This window comes from Pseudorhodoplanes sinuspersici, from assembly GCF_002119765.1.
GTDB classification, from domain to species: domain Bacteria; phylum Pseudomonadota; class Alphaproteobacteria; order Rhizobiales; family Xanthobacteraceae; genus Pseudorhodoplanes; species Pseudorhodoplanes sinuspersici.
This window is the reverse complement of the sequence record NZ_CP021112.1, coordinates 2,539,424-2,559,260: the sequence shown is the minus strand read 5'-3', so window position 1 is coordinate 2,559,260 and position 19,837 is coordinate 2,539,424. Positions and strand designations below refer to the sequence as shown.

The window sequence follows — 19,837 nt, the reverse complement described above, 5'->3', positions numbered from 1 at the left end:
GCGCAGCATCAAAAATTTGCGTTTTTAACCCGTACGAATGTGATGTGGCTTACAGAACAAGGCATGACGACATCACATAAAACCTTCCATATGGAGGACGGCATGCCGAAACGCCGCACATATATGCCGACGTTGTCGATATCCGTATTTACTTCACGCCTTTCGGACCGGCCATAAGGTTATGCAGACGATCGAAAACTATACCATGCGCTACTCTCACGATCGGGAGTATATAGCGGAACTATGATGTGGGATTCACGATCACCATAATGAGAGCCTGAGTAATCCATCTCACAGACCTCCCTGCAGTGAGGGCCTAAGCCCCACCAGCACGTTGGCTCAGCCGGCATGCACAGTGGAGGTTGTATCATGGAGATATTCAAGAAAGCGGCGTTGGGGTCCGCCGTGTTGCTATGCCTCGCGCAATTTCTACCAGGCGACGCTGTCGCAAGCTGTAATTGTGGTGCCGACACAAGCGCAATAGAACCCTATATCGAGGACATGCGCTGGCTGACACACGGTCACGTTCCCGTACAAACAGACGAGCTGTGCCCACTCACAATCCAACTCGAATGCCAGGATTGAGAAAAAAGCGGCCACCTCGGCACAAACTGAGCTTATTCATCCGCGCCCGCCAGCACCGATAGCGCGTCAGGTGACAACACGATCAGCCCCCCTCGCTCGAGGCGAACCCACTTCTTTTCCTCCCATTCACGAAGCTGCTTGTTGGTGCTTTCTCGGGATGCTCCGACAATCTGCGCAATCTCATTCTGCGTGAGCATCAGCTTGTTGTGACCGCTTTTGCTGTTTGGAGGAAGGAGGCGAATAAGAGCCTTCGCGAGCCGCGCAGCAAGATCCAGAAACATGACTTCTTCGACTTGACGGCTGGTATTCCGCAGTCGGGCGCACAAAACCTCGATCAGCTTCTGAGCAATATCCGGCCTGCCGTGAACAAGCGGCAAGAAATCGCGACGTTCGATCACCATCAGCTTACAATCGGTGACCGCCGTTACATCGGCCGTGCGCTCGCCACCATCCAGCAAGGCAATTTCCCCAAAAATATCGCCAGCGCTGAGCACATTGAACACAGCGTTCTTTCCCAACGGCGAAAAAGAAATCACTTTTACCTGGCCCTCAAGGATCACGAACAGACTGCTGCCCGCATCCCCTTTGGAAAAAATCGTTGTCCCGTGGGAGAAAGTTTTCTGCAACGCATGCGCGCGAAGTCGTTCCAAAAGATCGGAATCGAGAACTCCGAAAATTGGATGATTCCGCAAGAACGCTAGCTTGTCACCACACGGTGCAGATGCGCCCGAAGTCGGATTTTTCGCCACGGTTAAGGACCAACAATCGCCTTCCGATCGCTACAATTTTTCGAGGAATCAAATCGTGACGACTCGGAATTGAATCAACGTCCGGCTTATTAGTCGAAGGTAGTCTCTCACTAAAACCGGTGCGGGTCCATATAAGGCCATGCAACGATCCGCCCTATGCCGTTACGTGACATTCTTGGTGGGCCTCAATCGGCGCGGGCGCCAGCACAGCGACGGGCTGTGATAGCGCGAGCAGTGCCGCGCCGCACACGGAAGGGTTGTGTTCGTAACTGAGGGCGGCCGCGCCGATTGAGCACTGCATTGAGCGCATTTCGTTCGTAGGTCGCACCCGTCAAGTACCCCGTCTCGTACGCCCCGTGAGTAATGCTTTGGGCTTGCGAACCGATTCCTGCTTTGCCGAATTCCCCTTTGGACTTGGCGCAAGCATGCCAGCCGTCATAAAGCTGCTGATGGCACTCAAGACTTCGTCGACGTCATTGGGATTGCAGATACCCGGCGCCATCACCTCCAGACGATGAGTGTCGGAGAAAGCATAGAGATATCCCCCAACGACCATGGTCATACGCCAATAGACATCCTTTTCGGAAAGGTGGGGCAACAAGTCATGCAGCGCTTCAGCAAAGATCCGGGTCGACTCATCATAGGCTTCATTACGAAGCTTATAAGAGATCTCGGGCGGCTCAGTATGCAGCCGGGCCTGCAGACGCATGAAGATCCGCCCGCCCGGCGTTTCTCGCATCGACAAAGCTGGCATCAAAAAAGCTTTGAGGACATCGCGGACCTGAAACGATCGATGCGAACGTCGTAGCTCATCGAGGAGTCTCATACGCTCGTCTACAATCTGTCGCGCCCGCCGCAGAAAGACGCTTTCGAAAAGACCGTATTTAGAGCCAAAATAGTAATTGATAAGTGCCTGCGTGACATGCGCCCGTTCCGCAACATTGCGGAGGCTTGTTCCCGCATAGCCCAGGCTGGCGAACTCGATCTCAGCAGCGTCGAGAATCTCATCGCGGACATTGCTGACGCCCTCAGGCCGGCCCGGCCCAGCTCGGCGGCGGCGTTCTTTTAACTCCCCCGCCCGAGCGCCGGCCCTTTTTCGCTCACCGACGGAAGCAGAAAGTTTCGATTTAGACGTGCTCATGATCTAGCTGCAATAACCGCACCGGAGGGCCCCGTCATATTGAATGCGAGCCCCACATAACCACCGATGCTTTATCACCCGGCCAGAGGTTCACAAAGCCAGAATGCTCGCTCTGCGGACGACATCTCCGTACTTCTGGGCGATATCGAAAAGGCTCGCCTGATGAGGCCCCATGGCCCTGTCCCCAACACAATCGGCGATGACAACCGGGCGGAAACCGTGGCACATCGCATCGACCACGCTGGCGCGCACGCAGCCGCTGGTGGTGCAGCCGGCGATCAGAAGCGTCTCGACCCGGTGCATCGTCAGCCAGGGCGCAAGCCCCGTACCGAAAAAGGCCGACGGCGCGGTCTTGCGTACGATGCATTCACCCGAGATCGGCGCCAGGCTTGGGACAATGGCGCTGATCGAAGCGTTCTCGGTCAAGGTCAACATCCCTGGCACCTTCGCCGAAAACACATTCGCGTCCGCACCGTTGTCGGCATAGACAATCCGGGAATGAGCCACCGGCCATCGGCGGTTTCGTGCCAGCATCAGCACGTCATGCGTCTGTTCAATGGCGCTAGCAATATTGCCACCACCGAACACGGCCGGATCGGAAAAGCCGTTGACGAAGTCGACCATCAGGAACCCGACCTGTCCCTGGATCCCCAGAGAATGGCCGAATCCCTGCCGGCTGTAGATATCTTCCTCAGAAGCGCCGTTCGTCATGCAGCCTGCTTCAAGGACACCACCTTGCCCTCACGCACAACTTCTTGACCGTCGAGCAAGACGGTGCAGTTGCGCATGGGAATATCGATGTGGCACGCCGTCGTCCGCGAACCGCCAGCTTCATTGTTCGGGCCCATGGAAAATAGGAAGTTCCCTTCAAAGGCCCGTGCATCCATGCCGATGGTCTGTTCGCGATCATAGAGCCCGAGGGTCGACCAGCGGGCCCGCTTCTGTTGTCCCCAGCCGATGTGGGAAATTGCATAGGCCTCGCGATCGTCGAACGATCCCATATAGTCGTTCAGGAGATCGGCATCGACATCACCCTTGATCGACGTAACATAGCCCTTCTCGACGATCATCTCGATCGGCGTATTGATATATGTTTTCATCGGCAACAGGATATCACCACGATCAAGCACGACGCGGCCGGAAGCCTGGCCCTCGTTGGGGAAAGTAAGACTGAAGCCGCTTGGCCAATGATCCCATCTGCCGGGCTCATCCACAAAACCATATTCCTGAATGACAGGGAATTCTCCCATCGGCAGATGCAGATCAGTGCCGGCCTTGGATGTCACTCGCATTTCCCTGGCACCTTGCAAGAGCGCTGCTGACTCCCCAACACGAGCCTTGTCTTCCAGAGATGGCAGAAGACGGACCAGCACCTCCGGCGGCTCGACAGCGAGCAGAATCTTTGTACCACTCTCCAGAATTTCAGCCTGCTCTGGCGAAAAGAGAAGCGTCATGAGATCAAGTACAAGATCGCTCTCCTTCAGCGCAGCGATGGCTGGCCGGTTACCGGTCAAGGGCGTTGTGCCGAGATAGGCCAGACTATCCCGACTATGAGCAAATTCCGCATTCACAGGCGACAAATCCAGTCGATTTACCGTCGCGCCGAGATTGGAGGCCGCTATGATGGCGGTCGATAATGTTTGCGGATGCGTGGTCTGACTGGTCAGAATCGTGACTGTCTGCTTCGGCTGAAGCTTGGACAAGCTGAGAACGTGCGTCCATGCACGAACCATATCGGCATCACTGACGGGCATTGGATGATCCTCACATCTGATTAGTGTTGCTCGAAATCCATTCAGACCGCTCTGCCGAGAAAATCTCCGAACGCTCGGTAAAAGCCTTCCTCGTCGTCCCAGGGGATCATGTGTCCGGCGTTCTCCACTTTGACGATTCTGAGAGCGGGTTGAAGCGTGCTGATCTCTTTCTCGTCTTCAGGCAGGATGACACCGGCACGGCCGGCCACCATCATCATCGACGGACAGGAGATACGCGAGAAATCCGAATGAATGTCGTCGGTTTTGAAGGCTTCAAAAGCCGTGACAATGGCGCCCTCGTGACAAGTGTGCAGCCACTCAGCTCTCAGCCGCAATTGTTCGTCGCTCCAGGTCGGGCAGAATGGACGGATCGCTTCCTGATCGCAGCCCTCGCGGGACAGACGGATGGAGTCCACATACCAAGGAAGCTTCGCCGGATAATGGCGGCGGCCTGGACCGGAGACAGGCGGGTCGACCATGACCATTGCGCCGGGCTTGGCGCCATGGCGGCTCACCGCACGGAGCGCAATGCGAGCTCCCATGGAGTGACCGACGAACACATAATCTTCAAGATCGAGCGCCGTGACGAAGGCAGCAGCATCGGCAGCCATGGCATCGAGGCTGTAATCGAGACCGTCGCCCGTCTCGGACAAACCCCGGCCCCGCGCATCCAGGATATAGGTGTCGAAGTTGCGACCGAACCGCTCGCCAACAAACCCCCACGTGATGGAAGGACTCGTGATGCCAGGCAGGATCACGACATTTCGACCTGCGCCGCCATAGCGCAGAAAATGTTGACGGATACCGTTAGCGCGAATATTGGCCCCGTATTGGAACGTGCTGGTCAAAATGCCCCCCCCGATCTTCAATAGGCGCCGGACAGAAGCGCGCCTGCGCCCGGCACAAAGGGCTTCAGTTCGAGCGCTTTCAGCATCGCATAGGTGGTGGCAACGGCGGCCGTGATCACAGGTTTACCTGTACGAGCCTCGACTTCGGCAATCACGGGCAGGGACGGCATTTGCACGCAGGCTGAGAGAACGATGGCATCGACATTAGCGACGCCATTCATGCCAGAAACAATATCAGGCAGTCGGGCGGGATCGTGCCGTCCCACTTCGATATTGTCGGGAATCTCCAAAGCGCGCGAGTCGATCACCTCAACACCCTCGTGCTCGATATAATCGATCACGAGCTGCGTTAACGGCTTCATATAAGGCGCGACGACAGCAATGCGTTTGGCGCTCAGGGTATGTAGCGCATCGACCAGAGCGCCCGCGCTGGTGACCACGGGCGCGGGCGCGCCATTCTCCACCGTATGGCCATGCAACCTTTCTTGTGAAACACGGTGATAGGACTTTCCCATACTCATGATGGCGACAAGACAGGCATAACCCAGCACGTCGACATGGGCATCACTCAGCTCCATCGCACAACGATCAGACTCCGCATCCATCGCCGCAAGTTCTTCCCTTTTCACTTTTTTCATGCGCATGCGGCTCGCATGAAAGGTGAAGCGCGTTCCATGGGCCTGCGCATGCGCATTCAGCATAGCCGGAATCTCTGTCTCCATGGTCGTGTTGGAGCTCGGAACGATTTGGCCGATGCGGTATATTTTGCTCATTACAAAACACTTCTCTGGTCGTTATTTCAGGCCACAAGCCGCGATGATTTGTCGGCTACGTTTGGTCGGAACTTGCGCGCGTCATACTCATAAACCCAGTTCGCCCGAATTCCTGACGTTTGTGGATTGAACAGACCTCGGACCCAATAGGTGAAATCGCGCTTCGCCTGCGCGAATGCCGACGGCAAATGGTAGGTGCGCCCGCGCTCTCGTGCTTCGAGCTGAACGCGGCTGGTGCGCGGAAGACGCTCCGCCTCATAATCTCGAAATGCTGACGCCACGTCTCTTCCATGACCATCCAGCGCAGCCGCCAGAACATACGCATCCTCGATCGCCATGGCGGCACCCTGCGACAGGAACGGCAGCATGGGATGCGCCGCATCTCCGAGAAGCGTCACCCGCCCTTTGGACCAACTTGTCATCGGGTCCCGATCAAACAGACCCCATTTGTAGACATCTTCGACCCGGTCGAAGAGTGTCTGAATATTGCGATGCCAATTCTGAAACTGAGCGAGCATCTCGCTCTTGCTTGAAGCAACATTCCAGGATTCCTCAACCCAGGTCCTGGTTTCGGCAACCGCGACAATGTTCACGGCCTGGCCGCCGCGCACATAGTAGGTCACGATATGACCGTTCGGGCCAAGCCAGAACGAGGTGTCGGGACTGACGAAATCCACCACACCGCCCACGGGCACGACAGCCCGGTAGCACATATGACCGGTAAAGCGTGGATCTTCCGCACCAAACAGCTCTGATCTGACGATTGATCGGACGCCGTCCGCACCGACGATCACATCCGCTTCGTATTCGGTGCCGTCGGCGAACATCGCAACCGCAGTGTTCTTCTCATGACGGACACCGACGCAATTGACATTGAAGCTCGGCACCGCATCGGAAACGAGCGAAGCTAAAATGGCGTGAAGATCGGCACGATGGATATGAATGAACGGCGCATCATAAAGCACCGGACACACATCAATCAGCGGCGTACGAAAGTTCTCGCGCGCAGTTCGCCAATTACGGCCGACGAGCGCATGCGGCAGGAACCCCGCCTCGAGCATCTTGTCGAGCAGTCCCAACGCCTTCATGACCTTGACGGCATTCGGTGTCATCTGAATGCCCGCCCCAACTTCACCGAAGCCCTGCGCGCGTTCAAAGAGGCGCACCTCAAAACCGCGCTGCAGGAGGCAGCCGGTCAGGGCAACACCGCCAATACCGCCACCTATGATGCCAATTCTCAGCTTTGATCCCACCGTCGTTTTCCTCCAACCGGGAGCCAGACAAATAATTATCTGATCATTTAATTATTTCAGGACACTTCACCCGTCTACCCCGAATATCAACCGCCCAGATAAGCCCGTAACAATTCGGGATCGTTCCGCAACTCTCCCGACAGCCGGCTCGCGACGATGCGGCCGGTCTCGACCACATAGGCGCGGTTCGCCACGCTCAAGGCGTTGTGGATGTTCTGCTCGACCAGCAACACCGTCACGCCATGGACATTGATCGAGCGCACAACCTCGAACACCTCTTCCGCCATTTTCGGGCTGAGTCCAAGACTCGGCTCGTCCAACATCAGAAGACGAGGCTCCGACATGAGCGCGCGAGCGATTGCCAGCATCTGCTGCTCGCCACCTGAAAGCGTGCCGGCCAGTTGGTGCGCTCGCTCCCTCAATCGAGGGAAGCGGTGAAAAGCCATGCCGGTGCGGCGCTGGACCTCCTCTTTGGAGCGGCACAGATATGCTCCTAATGCGATATTTTCCGCGACCGTCATATGGGGCCAAACATGCCGCTCCTCGGGACAGTGCGCGATACCGGCTGCGACAATCCGATCGGGAGCGAGGTTGGCGATCGAGCGGCCCTCCCAAAGGACATCGCCTGAACTCACCGGCAGGAGACCGGAAATCGCGCGCAGCGTCGTACTCTTGCCAGCGCCATTGGCGCCGATAAGTGCGACGGTTTCCCCCTTCTGAACATCGAGCGAGATGCCATGCAGGGCGGCAATGCTGCCATAAGCGACATGCAAGTTTTTCACGGCAAGCGCTGGCATGTCACCACCTTCCGGAATCATGCCGCAGCCTTTCCAAGATAGGCCTCGATCACTTCCGGATTCGATTGAATATCCGCAGGAAGACCTTCAGCGAGTTTTTGACCAAAATTCAGCACCACCACACGGCTGGAGACCGCCATAACGAGTCCCATGTTGTGCTCCACAACCAGCAGCGCCTCAACGCTGCGCCCGACAAGCGTCTTCAGCACCTCGCCGAAGGCGGCCGCCTCATGACTATTGAGGCCTGCGGCCGGCTCGTCGAGCATCAGAAGCGATGGCTTCGCAGCAAGCGCGACTCCAACCTCAAGGAGCCGCAATTCACCACAGGAGAGAAGGTGAGCCGGGGCATTCATTCGACGCCCGAGACCTACCATGTCGACAATGGCAGCAGCACTTTCGCGCAACGCTTTCTCGGTCTGCCGCACCTTCCCAGCCGGAAAGAACGTGCTGACGAGCGATTGCCGGCCTTCCATATAATGTCCGGTCAACACATTCTCGAAGACCGAAAGTTTCTTCATCACGTTGGTCTTCTGGAAGCTGCGCACGATACCGAGCCGAGCGATTGCGTAAGGCTTTCTGTCGGTAATGTCCTCACCCTTGAACCAAACGCGCCCCTCGGTGGGCGCATAAAAGCCCGTCAGCATATTGAAACACGTCGTCTTTCCGGCCCCGTTCGGACCGATTAATCCGACAATTTCGCCGGACATGACTTCCAGATCGAACGCCTTCACCGCGGTGATCCCGCCGAAGCGCATGGTGAGATTCTCGGCCCTTAGTAGCGGCTGGCTGGTCTCAACAATCGTCATAGCGAACCCTCCTTGACGGGAGCGGCGCCGACAAGATCCACATTTCGACTTTCGTTTCTGCGGGGGATCAAGCTCATAAGACCATTGGGGAGGAACAGGACGATCGCCATCACGATCAGACCAAACAGCGTCAGGCGCAACTGCTGCACTTCGCGCAGATATTCCTCAAGCAGCGTAACGATCACCGCACCGATCAGCGGCCCGACCAACGTTCCTTTGCCGCCGATCAGCACCATGATGATCATGCTGGCCATAAAGGCGAACTGGAATACCTCGGGCCCGACAAACGAGATGTAGTGCGCGTAAAATCCACCGGCGAGGCCGGCAAGAAACGCACCCAGCACGAAAGCTTGCATCGCCGATTCGAAAGGATTCACGCCAATCGACTGGGCGACATAGCGATTCTCGCGAACGGCCACCGCACCACGGCCGGAATTGGAATAGACGAAGCGATAGCAGAGATAAAACGACAGCACGGCAATGCCGAGCACGATGTAAAAGAATGCGCGCTTGTCGGCGATCCCGTCCTGGCTGATGCCGGCAAGGCCCATGGGACCGTTGGTCAGGCCGATCCAGTTGTTAGCAACGAGCCTCAAGACTTCCGCAAAAGAGAGGGTGACGATCACAAAATAGGGCCCCTGAAGCCTAAGTGTGATCGCACCAATCAGATAGCCAAACGCGGCCGATGTGGCACCCGCGACGGGAATTGTGATCCACATCGGGAAGCCGAGCTTGGCCGAGAGAAGCGCGGCCGTATAGGCGCCGACACCGAGAAAGGCCGTGTGACCAAGTGAAAATTCGCCGACATAGCCAACAACGAGATTCAGACTGCTTGCAAGCACGGCGTAGAACAGCGCCATGATCGCGAGGTGCAGCAGATATTGATCATGTACGACGAAGGGCAAGAGAACCGCCGCCGCCAACGCTGTCAGAAGGGTATTGCTCTCAATATTCATCTGATCATGCCCTTTCGGCGTGGGAGGCGAAGATGCCTTGAGGCCGGAACAGAAGGATCAGAATGACGAGCACGAAGCCGATGATATCGACCATGCCGGTGGCCACATAACCGCCCCACATCGCCTCAGCGACGCCCAGCAGCAATCCCCCAACGATAGCGCCCGCAAAGCTACCCATGCCGCCCAGAATCACCACCACGAAGCTTTTTAAGCTGACAAGACCACCAATCGAAGCTTGCGCCGAATAAATGGAGGCGAGCAACATGCCCGATAGTGCCGCTAATGTGCAGCCGAGCGCAAAAGTCGCGGCATAAACCTGTTTGGTCCGGATGCCGGCAAGATTGGCCGCCATGGAATCCTGAAATGTGGCCCGCATGGCCTGCCCGAGCCGCGTCTTCTGGATGAGAAGATGCGCCGCCATGATGAGCGCGATTGTCACGAGGACCGCAGTCAGCCGAAGCTTGGTGATGACAATAGGCCCAATGAAGATCGGCGCCTCGCTCACGGCGCCGGCGACCTTCAAGGGCGCCGGCCCCACGACAAGCAGCGTGAAATTGGCGAGGAAGATCGAGAGGCCGATTGTAAGAAGAATGCCAGGCTCCTCCCCCTGCCCTCGCACACGCTCGATGAGGAAGCGGTCCACAAGCCACCCCAACACCGCGATGCACGCTGTCACGAGAGCAAGGCCGACAAAGAAATTGAGGCCCAGATAGGATGTAAAGAACCAGCCCGTGACGCCGCCGAGCATATAGATCTCGCCATGCGCGAAATTGACAACACGCATCAGCCCAAAGATCAGAGTGAGCCCGAGCGCTGACAGCGCATAGAAGGCGCCGATCACGAGGCCGTTTGTCAGAAATTGGAGAAAGAGGTCCATGTCACGCCTTGCAAAGTCATGCAGCCTTCACCGGACTTGGCCGATGAAGGCGATCTCAGCTGCGGCTAGTGCATCGCGACGGGCGTCGATGCGATGACTTTGGGTTCCTTGCCCTCGATTCTGACGAGGACCGCTTCGAAGCCGTAAGCTTGACCCTTTTTGGTGAATTCGTAGACGCCATTCGGCGCCTCATAGCGTGTCTTGTGCAGCGCTTCGCGGATCGCCTCCGGATCGGTGCTGCCGGCTCTGGCAATGGCCGCCGTGACAATATTCATCGCGTTGTAACCGGCGGCGCCGTACTTACCGGGCTTCGTCTTGTACTGCGTCTCGTACTTCTTCACGAATGCCTGATTCCGGGGCGTATCCATGCTAGAAGCGTAAGGGACTGCAGCGTGAATACCTTCCGCGGCTTCTCCCGTCAGATTGATGAAATCAGGCGTTGCCCACGAGCCGACGCCAAAGACTTTCGTATTAAGCCCCATTTGGCGGATTTGTTTGACAAGGATCGATCCGTCCTGCGTTTCGGCAGCAACAAAGATACCATCCGGCTTTGCCGCCCGGAGCTTCGCCAACAATGTATAAAAATCCGTAGTGCCATGATCAAAATATTCGACCAGCGCTTTCTTGACTCCAAGTCCGGACAGATCGCGCGCAAACTCCTCAACACCGCCACGACCCCAGTCATCATTTACGCCAATATAAGCGACGCTCGTGAGCTTCAGATCTTTTGCAAGGATCTTGGCAAAAGCTCGCGCCATCAGCGCATCGGTCTCGGCCGCGCGAAAGAAGTACGGATTGCTCTGCTCCGTCAGATCAGCTTTCGACGATACGCCAGTGACCAGCGGGATCTTATATTTCTGCGCCACCGGCATGATTGCTGCCGTTGCTGAACTGCAGAATGCACCAACGAGAACCGCGACCTTGTCCTTCTGGACGAGCTTTTCGACTGCATTAACTGAATTTGCCGGCTTGCATTGCCCGTCCTCAACAATGAGCCGGACTTGCTTGCCGAGAATACCGCCGACGGCATTGACCTCCGCAATGGCAAGTTTTGCACCTTCGACGACCGAGTTTCCATTGTAGGCCACCGAGCCCGTCAAAGGCTCCACAAGCCCAATCCGGATCTCCTCTTGCGCATGTGCCGAAACTGCCAATCCGACAGTAGCCAAAATAATATTGGCTAAAATGGCTTGCTTCATATCCCCTCCTGTTTTGTTACCGACGGCGAAACAGCCGTCCATCAGAAATCGCTTCCACCCGGCACATTGAGCGCAACAGAGACGAACCTTCGTCGTCTCTTAGTTATTTTATTAATCAGATAATTAATTATGGGGAGGTTTGATTTGCTGTCAAGCCACTTTATTAGGCCGCGCCCCGTGCCGGCTTCGGCGTGATCGACGATGCGCTTGCTGGAGCTTTGCCATGCGACCTGCTCCTGCGGCTGCGCTGCTCCCTTGGACTCTTTCCGCGGAAACACCACGGAAGTACCAGGACGGAAATTCGGGGGCGCCACAGGAATACTGGCTTCGGTATCGAGAACCAGAACCAACTAACGACTACAGCGTCTCAGCGCGCTCTGGTGTGCGGGTCGAACCGGTCGCGCAAACCGTCTTTCCAGCCTCCGAGGGGTGGAGGTCACACGGTCGAATCGTGTCGGATGCGCCGCCTCTGCGTTTGAGATTCGAGCGGCTCTGCCCACCTCGGTCGCAGATCCCTCAGCACCCCTTTTGTCGCGCTAAACGCCCGTGGCATCATGCGCTCACTTACCGAGCGATATCACCATGGAAGATCTGCAGAATGTCCGCGACGACGGCTCGTTCAGTACGTTGCCGCGGCGACGATGAGTCGCTGCCAATCCATCCCAATGTCGCTGCTTTCTCTGCTAACATCTCTATTGTGATCGCTGCGGTAATATCGGACGAACAGCTGGTTCGGCAGATCGGACCGATGTTATCGGCGACTTACTAGCCGCTCCGAGACGAACGATATCCGCGCCTTGGGAAGAAGAACGGAGATTTCAATGAAAACATTCCTTATAGCGATGTTGGTCGCCATCGGTTTGAGTCTTGCAGGTACCGGTGGTGTATCGGCCGCGCCGGCTAACGGGGCTGCTATTGCTGGCGCCGCGAGCATGCTGAATGTCGTCGAGCAGATGCAATATCGTCCCTACCGCAGATATCGCGGACCGCGCTGTCGCAGCGTCCGCATTTGCCGCGGTTACGGATATTACCGCCGCTGCCGATGGGTGCGCCGCTGTTGGTAACGACGACTGGCGCCAGATCCAGCGGCTGGTCCTTCGGGACCGGCCATTTGTCGCTACAGCGTTCGTTGCGATCTCATTGGCATTCTCGTCAGGATTGAATAACGCGGGACCGACGTTTGGAACGAGACGCAATCCTTGCTGCGGCTCTCACTTGCCACCAAGCGCGCGCGGTAGATCTTCTGACCGGCGCATTCCGTCGGCTACATGCCGAAATGCTTCTCTGCTTCCACAATGGCCCCGCGAGTGGGTATTTTGGACCAGCAGGATAGAGATTGTGGCATTGCCGTACTCCGATCCAGATGCAGCATTTCCGGGCGATGATGTTTGTGGCCCAGGAGACCTATAACTTCGCCGATGAGTGCAGGCTCATAGTGTTTACGCCATTACTCGACCACGGCCACTCCATCAGAAATTAGCCGTTCAGACTTTCATATCGCGCATTTACCCACGAAGGGTTCGCTGCCCGCCGAAGAAAACATTGCCGAGGCCAATGGGATAACCATGAAAACCATCATCCGTCTGAGGTGGATAGCTCGATGTCCGTTGGCCCTACAGAAGTATCTCACCCCAATATCGGCAGAGACACAGAATCGTAACCGGAACTGATTGTGCGGCCCAGGGTTTCGTCGGAGATCTCAAAGTCAAACCGCGATGCAGGCCGGATGCCGCCGATGGCTGCGAAAGTGCCACAGAACATCAGCGTTCCGTCGGACAATGCTTTCCCTGACGTATAATCCCTGATGAGGTCGTCAGGCGAAAGCATGCCAGCCAATTTGCCTTCCTGATAAAGCGTCTTCTTGCCGTTCTCGAGAATATAGGAGCGCAACACCAGGCTGTCCCAATGCGGCGCGACCTCTTCAACCGGCCAGAAAACGGGAGCGAGCGGTTTTTCGCAGATCTGCTTGGACACCGTGATCCCGTAGGTTTCAACCTCGCGATCGGTGTGGTCGGAGCCGACGCCGACCCACAACTGACCGGCATGCTGCAGCAGCGCATATTCCACTTCGCCGCTGGACGTATGGCCCAGCACCTCGATAGCGTCGGCCGTGGTGAGGCGCTGCGCCGACACCCGGTAGAAGATCGGCGTCGAGGCTGGCCGCTTCACGCCGAGCTCCTCAAGCTCCTTGATATGCTTTTCAAGCGCCACCTTGTCGCGGCCGGTCCAGCCGGCAACGACGCATTGGGTGATCGTCACGTCCTCATGCGTCGTTCCGTTGCGGGTTGCAAACGTCAGTGCGAGCGTACGGCCCGTCATGTGTTGTCCTTTTTCAAAGGCCGAAGTTATCCAAGCTCGGCCGCGCGGCGGAGACTGCTGATCATCGCAATTCTCTGCAGATAGGTCCGACGCAAGTCCGGCTCATCCCGCGTATGGCGGAGGCGGTCGCGGAATTCGTTCTGTGCAGCTTCATCCGCGGCTTCCAGATCGCGCTTGTTCTGGATGGTCTGGGCCTGCACATATTCGAGCGTAACCTGGCGACGCTGCAGGTCATAGCGGTCAAGCTCCTTGTCCGGAGCGTTGCCCTTCCAGACAGCGGCCAGTCGCTGCGACAGATTGATGGAATCGTGAATGCCGCCATTCATGCCCATGCCGCCGAGCGGATTGTTGATATGTGCAGCATCGCCGACCAGGAAGGTGCGTCCAGACCGGAATGTCTTCGCGACCCGCTGGTGAACGCGGTAAAGCGTCGTGTGGCGGATTTCGTAGCGATCGACGCCGGGCACGATGCGCGAGAGCATTCCCTGTGCAAATTCCGGCTTTCGCGCGTCGTCGTCGCTGACGTCGGCTGGAATCGGGAACATCACACGCCAGACATCTCCGACCCGCAACAGGAAATGCCAGCAGACCGGATCGGCGAAGTAATTCACCGACACCAGATCAGGAAACACCTGATCGTAATCGAACGGTGTGCTGACGACCAGGAAGCGCTCCGGCCAGGTGAAGCCTTCAAACTCGATATTCAGCGCGTTGCGAACCACGCTCCGCGCGCCGTCTGCGCCGATCAACCATGCTCCTGAGCGGGTCTCGAGTGAGGCGCCGCGCCGGACATGGGCATTGACCGCATTCTCATCCTGCTCGACGTGCTCGACCGCGGCATCGAACTCGATCTCGAATTCGGGAAATTTCTGCAGTTGATCGAGCAGAATGCGCGTGAGCTTGAACTGTTCGGCCTGCAATCGATAGGGGTGCCCCGTTAGGTCGGCGATGTCGCCAAAATCGAACTGCGCGATGACGCCGTCGCGCTTGGAGCGATATTGCAGCTTCGGTGCGATCAGACCCTGCGCGATCAGAGGCTCGGCTGCGCCGATCTCGTGCAGCATATCCAGCGTGGGCGGATGGAAGGTCGATGCGCGAGACTCGGTGCTCAACTCCGAACCGCTCTCCAACACCGTCACCGGCACGCCCTGACGAACCAGGTGAGCGGCTGCAACCAGCCCGACCGGCCCTGCCCCGGCGATCAATATGCGCTGGCCTCCCTTACTCATGATGTCGCAGTCCCGTCGTTTCTTGGTGCAAGCGTGTAGGCGAGAACGCCTAACTCTGATATTTCAACTAGAGGAGCATTTGGTCAAGCTTATTCTATAATCGTAAGATGCAAGAGTATTGGGCTTGTATTTGTGATGTATCAGATGGAATATGCATTCAGCCGAGGGGGGTACAAACGAGGTCCCCGGTTTCTCATCAGGCGGGTCAGGCCCACCGATTGCCAAAATGAGTGTCGAAAAATGCCAGTGAACAAACTGCACGACGAATTTCATACGCTTGATCTGACAACAGGCTGGGAAGTGCCGGCGGGCTATCCGTTAGGCATTCAGCAGAAGATCCTGGCCGGTGGCCTGGATGAGGTGAACAAGCGCGGCAGCAGGACACGCCTGCTGCGGTTCGATCCGGGCGTCTACACGACCGCCCCATTCGTTCATGACTATTGGGAGGAAGTCTTCCTGGTGTCGGGCGATCTAACAGTTGGCAATGACGACAAAGGGCATGGCGGTGAATCGTTCAGCCCCTTCACCTATGCGTGCCGTCCGCCTGGCGCCTATCACGGCCCTTTCAAGTCGGAGAAGGGCTGCCTCCTGCTTGAAATCCACTATTTCGATCCGGTTTGAGCGTTGGGTGTTCCTGAAATGCTCGACGGACCGACGCTGAAAGATCTCGCGCGTGAGCTCGCATCGGGCGGCACGACGTCGCGTGCGCTGGTCGAAGAGTGTCTGGCGCGGGCGACGGACGATGCGGGTGAGGGATCTCGCGTCTTCACGCATCTCGACAGCGAAGCGGCCCGGATGGCTGCCGATGCGATGGACCGATTGCGCCAGGCGGGTGCGCCGTTGTCTTGCTACGCCGGCATTCCGGTTTCGGTGAAGGATCTGTTCGATATCGAAGGACAGGTCACCTGCGCCGGATCGATGGTCCTGCGCGATGCGCCGCCCGCTTCGGCGGATGCCACCGCCGTTGCACGCCTTCGGCGTGCCGGCTTTGTGGTGATCGGCCGCACCAACATGACCGAATTTGCCTATTCGGGTCTTGGCATCAATCCACATTACGGCACGCCACTCAATCCATGGCGGCGCGACCGGGGACATGTCCCTGGGGGCTCGTCATCAGGTGCCGCCATCTCCGTGACCGATGGCATGGCGCATGCTGCGCTCGGCACCGATACCGGCGGTTCCTGTCGAATCCCTGCGGCCTTTACCGGTCTGGTCGGCTTCAAGCCGACGGCACGCCGCGTTTCCTTGCGTGGCGCATTGCCGCTGTCGTCTCACCTCGACTCCATCGGCCCGATCGCACGCACGGTCGGCTGTTGCGCGATCATGGATTCGGTCCTGTCAGATACCCCGGTCGGGCCAATGCTGTCCCGGAAGATCGACGTTTTACATCTGGCCGTGCCGGTTGGCGTTGCGCTGACCGATCTCGATGACGAAGTGGCATCGGCGTTTGACGCGGCTTTGCATCGGCTCATGGCCAAGGGCGTTCGGATCGATCACGTTCCGGTTCCGGAATTTGACGAAGTCGCGACCATCAACGCCAAAGGCGGATTCACTGCGGCGGAAAGCTACGCGTGGCATCGCCGGCTGCTGTCGAAACAGCGGGATAGCTACGATCCGCGTGTATCAATCCGCATCGAGCGCGGCACGGAACAGAGTGCCGCCGATTACATCGACCTCTTGGCGGCCAGGGCATCGCTGATCGAGCGCGCGACACGTCGCATCGCGTCCTACGATGCAATCGTATTGCCAACCGTCGCGCTGACGCCGCCACACATCGCCGATCTTCAATCGGATGAAGCCTATGGTCGCGCCAACCTGCTGTCGCTGCGCAACTGCACCCTGATCAACATGATGGACGGCTGTGCCATTTCGCTGCCGGTCCACAAGCAAGGTGAGGCCCCCGTTGGCCTCATGCTGGCGGCAGCGGCCGACGCCGATCGGCATGTGTTGTCGATGGCGGCGTTGCTGGAGCCGATTGTTGCGCAGAGGGGTGGCTAGCACCGTCAGTCGATGGCGTTCAGCCATTCAGTCGCGTTTGAAAACTAGGAAGGACGTCAAGGGAAGCGTTGACCGCAAAAGATCTTCGGTTGTTCACGACATCAGCCGACATTTGGAGAAGCCGGCTCCGAATGATCAACTCCTCGAGGGATATATCCATGAACATGAAGTTGAAGACACTCATTCCTGCTCTTGCAGCCTCACTGATCGCTCTCGCAGCCTCGCCTGTGCATGCGACCGGTTACCCGGACAAGCCGATTACAATCGTTGTCCCGTTTCCGGCCGGCAGCACGAGCGACATGATCCCACGGTTGCTCGGGCCATTGATGTCGAAGTCGCTTGGCGTTCCGGTCGTTGTCGAAAACCGCGGCGGTGCCAATGGTTCGATCGGCGCGATGCGGGTCGCGTCATCCGCGCCCGATGGCTATACGCTTTTGATGGCGACGACCGGCGTGCTCGCGATCAATCAGTGGATCTACGAAAAGCCCACATATTTTCCAGAGAAGGATTTCGCGCCGATCGTCAATGCCGCGTCGACACCGAATATGATCGTCGTCAATCCTTCGGTGAAAGCAAGCACTCTGAAGGAACTGGTAGCGCTGGCGAAAGCGGAGCCCGGCAAACTGTCGTTTGCATCGGCCGGCAACGGAAGCACCAGTCATATCTGTGGTGAGGCTCTGAAGGTGCTCGAAGGCGTCGATATCGTTCACATTCCCTATCAGGGTCCCGCGCCGGCCCTTCAGGACGTATTGGGCGATCGTGTATCGATGATCTGCGATAACCTGTCGAACGTCGTTCAGCAGGTTCGCGGTGGCACGCTGAAGCCGATCGTCGTCACGGCTAAGACGCCGAGCCCGCAGCTTCCCGACGTGCCTGCGTCTCCGCAGGCTGGCTCTCCGGATCTGGAGGCTGGCATCTGGTACGGCTTCGTTGCTCCCGCGGCGACTCCCAAAGAGATCGTCGAGAAGCTGAACAAAGCTTTTGTCGATGCATTGCGCGACCCGCAGGTAACGTCCCGCCTCGAGAGCCTTGGTCTGACGGTGATTGCCGATAAGCCCGACGCGTTCAAGGCTTTCATTGCTCAGGAGTCCGCGCGGATGCAAAATATCGTCAAGCAATCCCGCGCACGGATTCCCTAAGATCAGATTACTCCAACGACGATTGTTCGCCTGCGCCGAAGCATCGGCGCAGGCGAAATTTTGCATGAGGAACCTTTCCGCCGGCCTGTCGCAGCCGCGGATTTTATTTCTGGAGCGAAAGTGATTTCCTTTGAGCGGCAGACGATTCGCGCATCTGCCCGAGATCGCTCTGAAGATCGGACAATTTCTTCAGGATGGTCAGCCGGAAGGAATCGATGTGACGACGCATCGCTTCTTCGGCCGCACTGGCATCGCGATGGCAGAGAGCAAGAAATATCTCGTGGTGCTCCGTGTTCACACTCTTCTTGTGCTCCTCGTCCGCAAGAGAGATGGACCAGAGCCGGAGTGACCTTTCGTTCAAATTGAGGAGGATATCGGACAGCACTTCGTTTCGCGCGGCGTTGGCAATCATCATGTGGAATTCGCGATCCAGCATGATGAAGCGTTCGATGTCACCGTTGAGGTGTGCGGCTTCGGCAAGGATCTCGCGCATGGCGGAAATTTCGGCCGTGCTTGCTCGCTCGGCGGCGAGACGTATCGCATAGGCTTCATTGAGTATTCGGGCTTCACTGATCTGCAGCACTTCGTCGAAATGAATATGCCGGACGACGATACCTTTGCGCGGGATGACATCGACAAGAGCTTCCAACCTTAGCCTGTCGAAGGCCTGGTTTACGGGCGTGCGTCCAAGTTTGAGCATGTCGGCGACGGCAGCCTCGTTCAAATTCTCGCCCGGCTTGAATGCACAGGTGAGGATGCGATGTTTGATGAGTTGATAGGCGCGCTCCTTGAGCGGCATGCTCAAGGTGGCGATCGAGGCTTTTCTTGTCGATTTCGGGCGCGCTTTCTTGGTTGCCGGCTTACCCGGCATACCTTGCGCAGCATTCCGTCGCATCGTTTGTGGATCCTGCCAAATCAACGTCCAAGACGCGGTTCAAATCGGGCGACAAGGCGCGTTCAAAGGACGAATAGTGTCGTCCGCGCGCCTGCCCGCAAGCTCGTATGCGAGAACCGGCCAACGGACACTGAGGCGACGTCTTGATCATCTGATACATCAAAGCGGCGCGCTTTTCGAAATCTCCTCGGGATACCCAGGTTCATTCGGCGACCCGCCTAAAGTCGAATAACACAGCGATTTTATTGCATAAAACGGAGCAAGGCTAGCCGCTTCATCGCGCAAGACATCGGGCTTTCCGCCAGCTTGATATAGAGGTCATGGACGATATCGGCCGCGGCGCTTTTCGAATGACCGCGCTGGCGGACTGCGGACTTTATCTCCGTATAATGAGCTTCAATCGCGCGATTGAGCAGATCGTCGCTGTCGAAGATGGTGGAATACGTCACGCCTGAAAACTCTAACTAACGACGCCGCATTTAAAGCTTCAAATATTTTCTTGCAACATCAATAGCTTGG

21 protein-coding genes are annotated in these 19,837 nt (G+C 57.3%); 4 read left to right on the top strand and 17 right to left on the bottom strand.

Features of this window, described 5'->3' with window-relative positions:
* Positions 1 to 617 precede the first annotated feature (617 nt).
* The 13 genes from CAK95_RS12410 to CAK95_RS29180 form a co-directional block, all read right to left on the bottom strand.
* Positions 618 to 1,334 carry a Crp/Fnr family transcriptional regulator gene (locus tag CAK95_RS12410; RefSeq protein ID WP_086088197.1) on the bottom strand — a complete coding sequence of 239 codons (717 nt, stop codon included), beginning with the start codon at positions 1,332 to 1,334 and terminating at the stop codon, positions 618 to 620.
* A gap of 331 nt (positions 1,335 to 1,665) precedes the next feature.
* Entirely contained in the window at positions 1,666 to 2,475 is an 810-nt protein-coding gene (locus tag CAK95_RS12405; protein WP_086088196.1) for a TetR/AcrR family transcriptional regulator, read from the bottom strand.
* Between the two features lie 90 nt (positions 2,476 to 2,565).
* Entirely contained in the window at positions 2,566 to 3,186 is a 621-nt protein-coding gene (locus CAK95_RS12400; protein ID WP_086088195.1) for an isochorismatase family protein, read from the bottom strand.
* Positions 3,183 to 4,229: a 2,5-dihydroxypyridine 5,6-dioxygenase NicX family protein gene (locus tag CAK95_RS12395; protein WP_086088194.1), complete on the bottom strand. Its 1,047-nt coding sequence runs from the start codon at positions 4,227 to 4,229 to the stop codon at positions 3,183 to 3,185. The genes CAK95_RS12400 and CAK95_RS12395 overlap by 4 nt, the downstream gene beginning before the upstream one ends.
* 41 nt (positions 4,230 to 4,270) lie before the next feature.
* Complete coding sequence (locus tag CAK95_RS12390; RefSeq protein WP_198343835.1) at positions 4,271 to 5,077, bottom strand: alpha/beta fold hydrolase; 807 nt, start codon at positions 5,075 to 5,077, stop codon at positions 4,271 to 4,273.
* A 17-nt stretch (positions 5,078 to 5,094) separates the two neighbouring features.
* Positions 5,095 to 5,850 carry a maleate cis-trans isomerase family protein gene (locus tag CAK95_RS12385; RefSeq protein ID WP_086088193.1) on the bottom strand — a complete coding sequence of 252 codons (756 nt, stop codon included), beginning with the start codon at positions 5,848 to 5,850 and terminating at the stop codon, positions 5,095 to 5,097.
* A 26-nt stretch (positions 5,851 to 5,876) separates the two neighbouring features.
* On the bottom strand, positions 5,877 to 7,103 hold the full coding sequence (locus CAK95_RS12380) for an FAD-dependent monooxygenase (RefSeq protein WP_183044252.1): 1,227 nt from the start codon (positions 7,101 to 7,103) through the stop codon (positions 5,877 to 5,879).
* Positions 7,104 to 7,189: 86 nt separating this feature from the next.
* Positions 7,190 to 7,900 carry an ABC transporter ATP-binding protein gene (locus tag CAK95_RS12375; RefSeq protein WP_086091373.1) on the bottom strand — a complete coding sequence of 237 codons (711 nt, stop codon included), beginning with the start codon at positions 7,898 to 7,900 and terminating at the stop codon, positions 7,190 to 7,192.
* 17 nt (positions 7,901 to 7,917) lie between these two features.
* Entirely contained in the window at positions 7,918 to 8,706 is a 789-nt protein-coding gene (locus tag CAK95_RS12370; protein WP_086088192.1) for an ABC transporter ATP-binding protein, read from the bottom strand.
* Entirely contained in the window at positions 8,703 to 9,662 is a 960-nt protein-coding gene (locus tag CAK95_RS12365; RefSeq protein WP_086088191.1) for a branched-chain amino acid ABC transporter permease, read from the bottom strand. The genes CAK95_RS12370 and CAK95_RS12365 overlap by 4 nt, the downstream gene beginning before the upstream one ends.
* Positions 9,663 to 9,666: 4 nt before the next feature.
* Positions 9,667 to 10,539, bottom strand: coding sequence for a branched-chain amino acid ABC transporter permease (locus tag CAK95_RS12360; RefSeq protein ID WP_086088190.1), 873 nt, complete (start codon positions 10,537 to 10,539; stop codon positions 9,667 to 9,669).
* A gap of 65 nt (positions 10,540 to 10,604) precedes the next feature.
* A complete protein-coding gene (locus CAK95_RS12355) occupies positions 10,605 to 11,738 on the bottom strand; it encodes an ABC transporter substrate-binding protein (protein ID WP_086088189.1) in 1,134 nt (377 codons plus the stop codon).
* A gap of 41 nt (positions 11,739 to 11,779) precedes the next feature.
* The gene (locus tag CAK95_RS29180) at positions 11,780 to 12,088 is read right to left on the bottom strand and encodes a hypothetical protein (RefSeq protein ID WP_147413651.1); all 309 of its coding nucleotides are present in this window, start codon (positions 12,086 to 12,088) and stop codon (positions 11,780 to 11,782) included.
* 471 nt (positions 12,089 to 12,559) lie between these two features.
* Between CAK95_RS29180 and CAK95_RS29175 the strand changes: the two genes are divergently transcribed.
* Complete coding sequence (locus CAK95_RS29175) at positions 12,560 to 12,802, top strand: hypothetical protein (RefSeq protein WP_147413649.1); 243 nt, start codon at positions 12,560 to 12,562, stop codon at positions 12,800 to 12,802.
* A 562-nt stretch (positions 12,803 to 13,364) separates the two neighbouring features.
* Here CAK95_RS29175 and CAK95_RS12350 read toward each other — a convergent pair.
* Both CAK95_RS12350 and CAK95_RS12345 read right to left on the bottom strand, forming a co-directional pair.
* On the bottom strand, positions 13,365 to 14,057 hold the full coding sequence (locus tag CAK95_RS12350) for a DUF2848 domain-containing protein (RefSeq protein WP_086088188.1): 693 nt from the start codon (positions 14,055 to 14,057) through the stop codon (positions 13,365 to 13,367).
* 26 nt (positions 14,058 to 14,083) lie between these two features.
* A complete protein-coding gene (locus CAK95_RS12345) occupies positions 14,084 to 15,286 on the bottom strand; it encodes an FAD-dependent oxidoreductase (RefSeq protein ID WP_086088187.1) in 1,203 nt (400 codons plus the stop codon).
* Positions 15,287 to 15,526: 240 nt separating this feature from the next.
* On the opposite strand from CAK95_RS12345, the gene CAK95_RS12340 reads away from it, so the two are divergent.
* The 3 genes from CAK95_RS12340 to CAK95_RS12330 all read left to right on the top strand — a co-directional run bounded on the left by CAK95_RS12340 (position 15,527) and on the right by CAK95_RS12330 (position 18,423).
* Positions 15,527 to 15,907 carry a cupin domain-containing protein gene (locus CAK95_RS12340; protein ID WP_086088186.1) on the top strand — a complete coding sequence of 127 codons (381 nt, stop codon included), beginning with the start codon at positions 15,527 to 15,529 and terminating at the stop codon, positions 15,905 to 15,907.
* Between the two features lie 18 nt (positions 15,908 to 15,925).
* A complete protein-coding gene (locus CAK95_RS12335) occupies positions 15,926 to 17,284 on the top strand; it encodes an amidase (RefSeq protein WP_086088185.1) in 1,359 nt (452 codons plus the stop codon).
* A gap of 158 nt (positions 17,285 to 17,442) precedes the next feature.
* Complete coding sequence (locus tag CAK95_RS12330; RefSeq protein WP_157699605.1) at positions 17,443 to 18,423, top strand: Bug family tripartite tricarboxylate transporter substrate binding protein; 981 nt, start codon at positions 17,443 to 17,445, stop codon at positions 18,421 to 18,423.
* Between the two features lie 103 nt (positions 18,424 to 18,526).
* Here CAK95_RS12330 and CAK95_RS12325 read toward each other — a convergent pair whose 3' ends face one another.
* Together CAK95_RS12325 and CAK95_RS12320 are read right to left on the bottom strand one after the other, a co-directional pair.
* Positions 18,527 to 19,222 carry a GntR family transcriptional regulator gene (locus CAK95_RS12325; protein WP_245303846.1) on the bottom strand — a complete coding sequence of 232 codons (696 nt, stop codon included), beginning with the start codon at positions 19,220 to 19,222 and terminating at the stop codon, positions 18,527 to 18,529.
* A gap of 338 nt (positions 19,223 to 19,560) precedes the next feature.
* Positions 19,561 to 19,767, bottom strand: coding sequence for a hypothetical protein (locus CAK95_RS12320; RefSeq protein ID WP_183044250.1), 207 nt, complete (start codon positions 19,765 to 19,767; stop codon positions 19,561 to 19,563).
* Positions 19,768 to 19,837: the final 70 nt, after the last annotated feature.

What these genes read in the sequence shown, in the direction of transcription:
- CAK95_RS12405 (WP_086088196.1), bottom strand. Translation starts at nt 2,475, where the DNA reads ATGAGCACGTCTAAATCGAAACTTTCTGCTTCCGTCGGTGAGCGAAAA.
- CAK95_RS12400 (WP_086088195.1), bottom strand. Translation starts at nt 3,186, where the DNA reads ATGACGAACGGCGCTTCTGAGGAAGATATCTACAGCCGGCAGGGATTC.
- CAK95_RS12395 (WP_086088194.1), bottom strand. Translation starts at nt 4,229, where the DNA reads ATGCCCGTCAGTGATGCCGATATGGTTCGTGCATGGACGCACGTTCTC.
- CAK95_RS12385 (WP_086088193.1), bottom strand. Translation starts at nt 5,850, where the DNA reads ATGAGCAAAATATACCGCATCGGCCAAATCGTTCCGAGCTCCAACACG.
- CAK95_RS12375 (WP_086091373.1), bottom strand. Translation starts at nt 7,900, where the DNA reads ATGCCAGCGCTTGCCGTGAAAAACTTGCATGTCGCTTATGGCAGCATT.
- CAK95_RS12370 (WP_086088192.1), bottom strand. Translation starts at nt 8,706, where the DNA reads ATGACGATTGTTGAGACCAGCCAGCCGCTACTAAGGGCCGAGAATCTC.
- CAK95_RS12365 (WP_086088191.1), bottom strand. Translation starts at nt 9,662, where the DNA reads ATGAATATTGAGAGCAATACCCTTCTGACAGCGTTGGCGGCGGCGGTT.
- CAK95_RS12360 (WP_086088190.1), bottom strand. Translation starts at nt 10,539, where the DNA reads ATGGACCTCTTTCTCCAATTTCTGACAAACGGCCTCGTGATCGGCGCC.
- CAK95_RS12355 (WP_086088189.1), bottom strand. Translation starts at nt 11,738, where the DNA reads ATGAAGCAAGCCATTTTAGCCAATATTATTTTGGCTACTGTCGGATTG.
- CAK95_RS29175 (WP_147413649.1), top strand. Translation starts at nt 12,560, where the DNA reads ATGAAAACATTCCTTATAGCGATGTTGGTCGCCATCGGTTTGAGTCTT.
- CAK95_RS12350 (WP_086088188.1), bottom strand. Translation starts at nt 14,057, where the DNA reads ATGACGGGCCGTACGCTCGCACTGACGTTTGCAACCCGCAACGGAACG.
- CAK95_RS12345 (WP_086088187.1), bottom strand. Translation starts at nt 15,286, where the DNA reads ATGAGTAAGGGAGGCCAGCGCATATTGATCGCCGGGGCAGGGCCGGTC.
- CAK95_RS12340 (WP_086088186.1), top strand. Translation starts at nt 15,527, where the DNA reads ATGCCAGTGAACAAACTGCACGACGAATTTCATACGCTTGATCTGACA.
- CAK95_RS12335 (WP_086088185.1), top strand. Translation starts at nt 15,926, where the DNA reads ATGCTCGACGGACCGACGCTGAAAGATCTCGCGCGTGAGCTCGCATCG.
- CAK95_RS12330 (WP_157699605.1), top strand. Translation starts at nt 17,443, where the DNA reads ATGAACATGAAGTTGAAGACACTCATTCCTGCTCTTGCAGCCTCACTG.
- CAK95_RS12325 (WP_245303846.1), bottom strand. Translation starts at nt 19,222, where the DNA reads ATGCCGCTCAAGGAGCGCGCCTATCAACTCATCAAACATCGCATCCTC.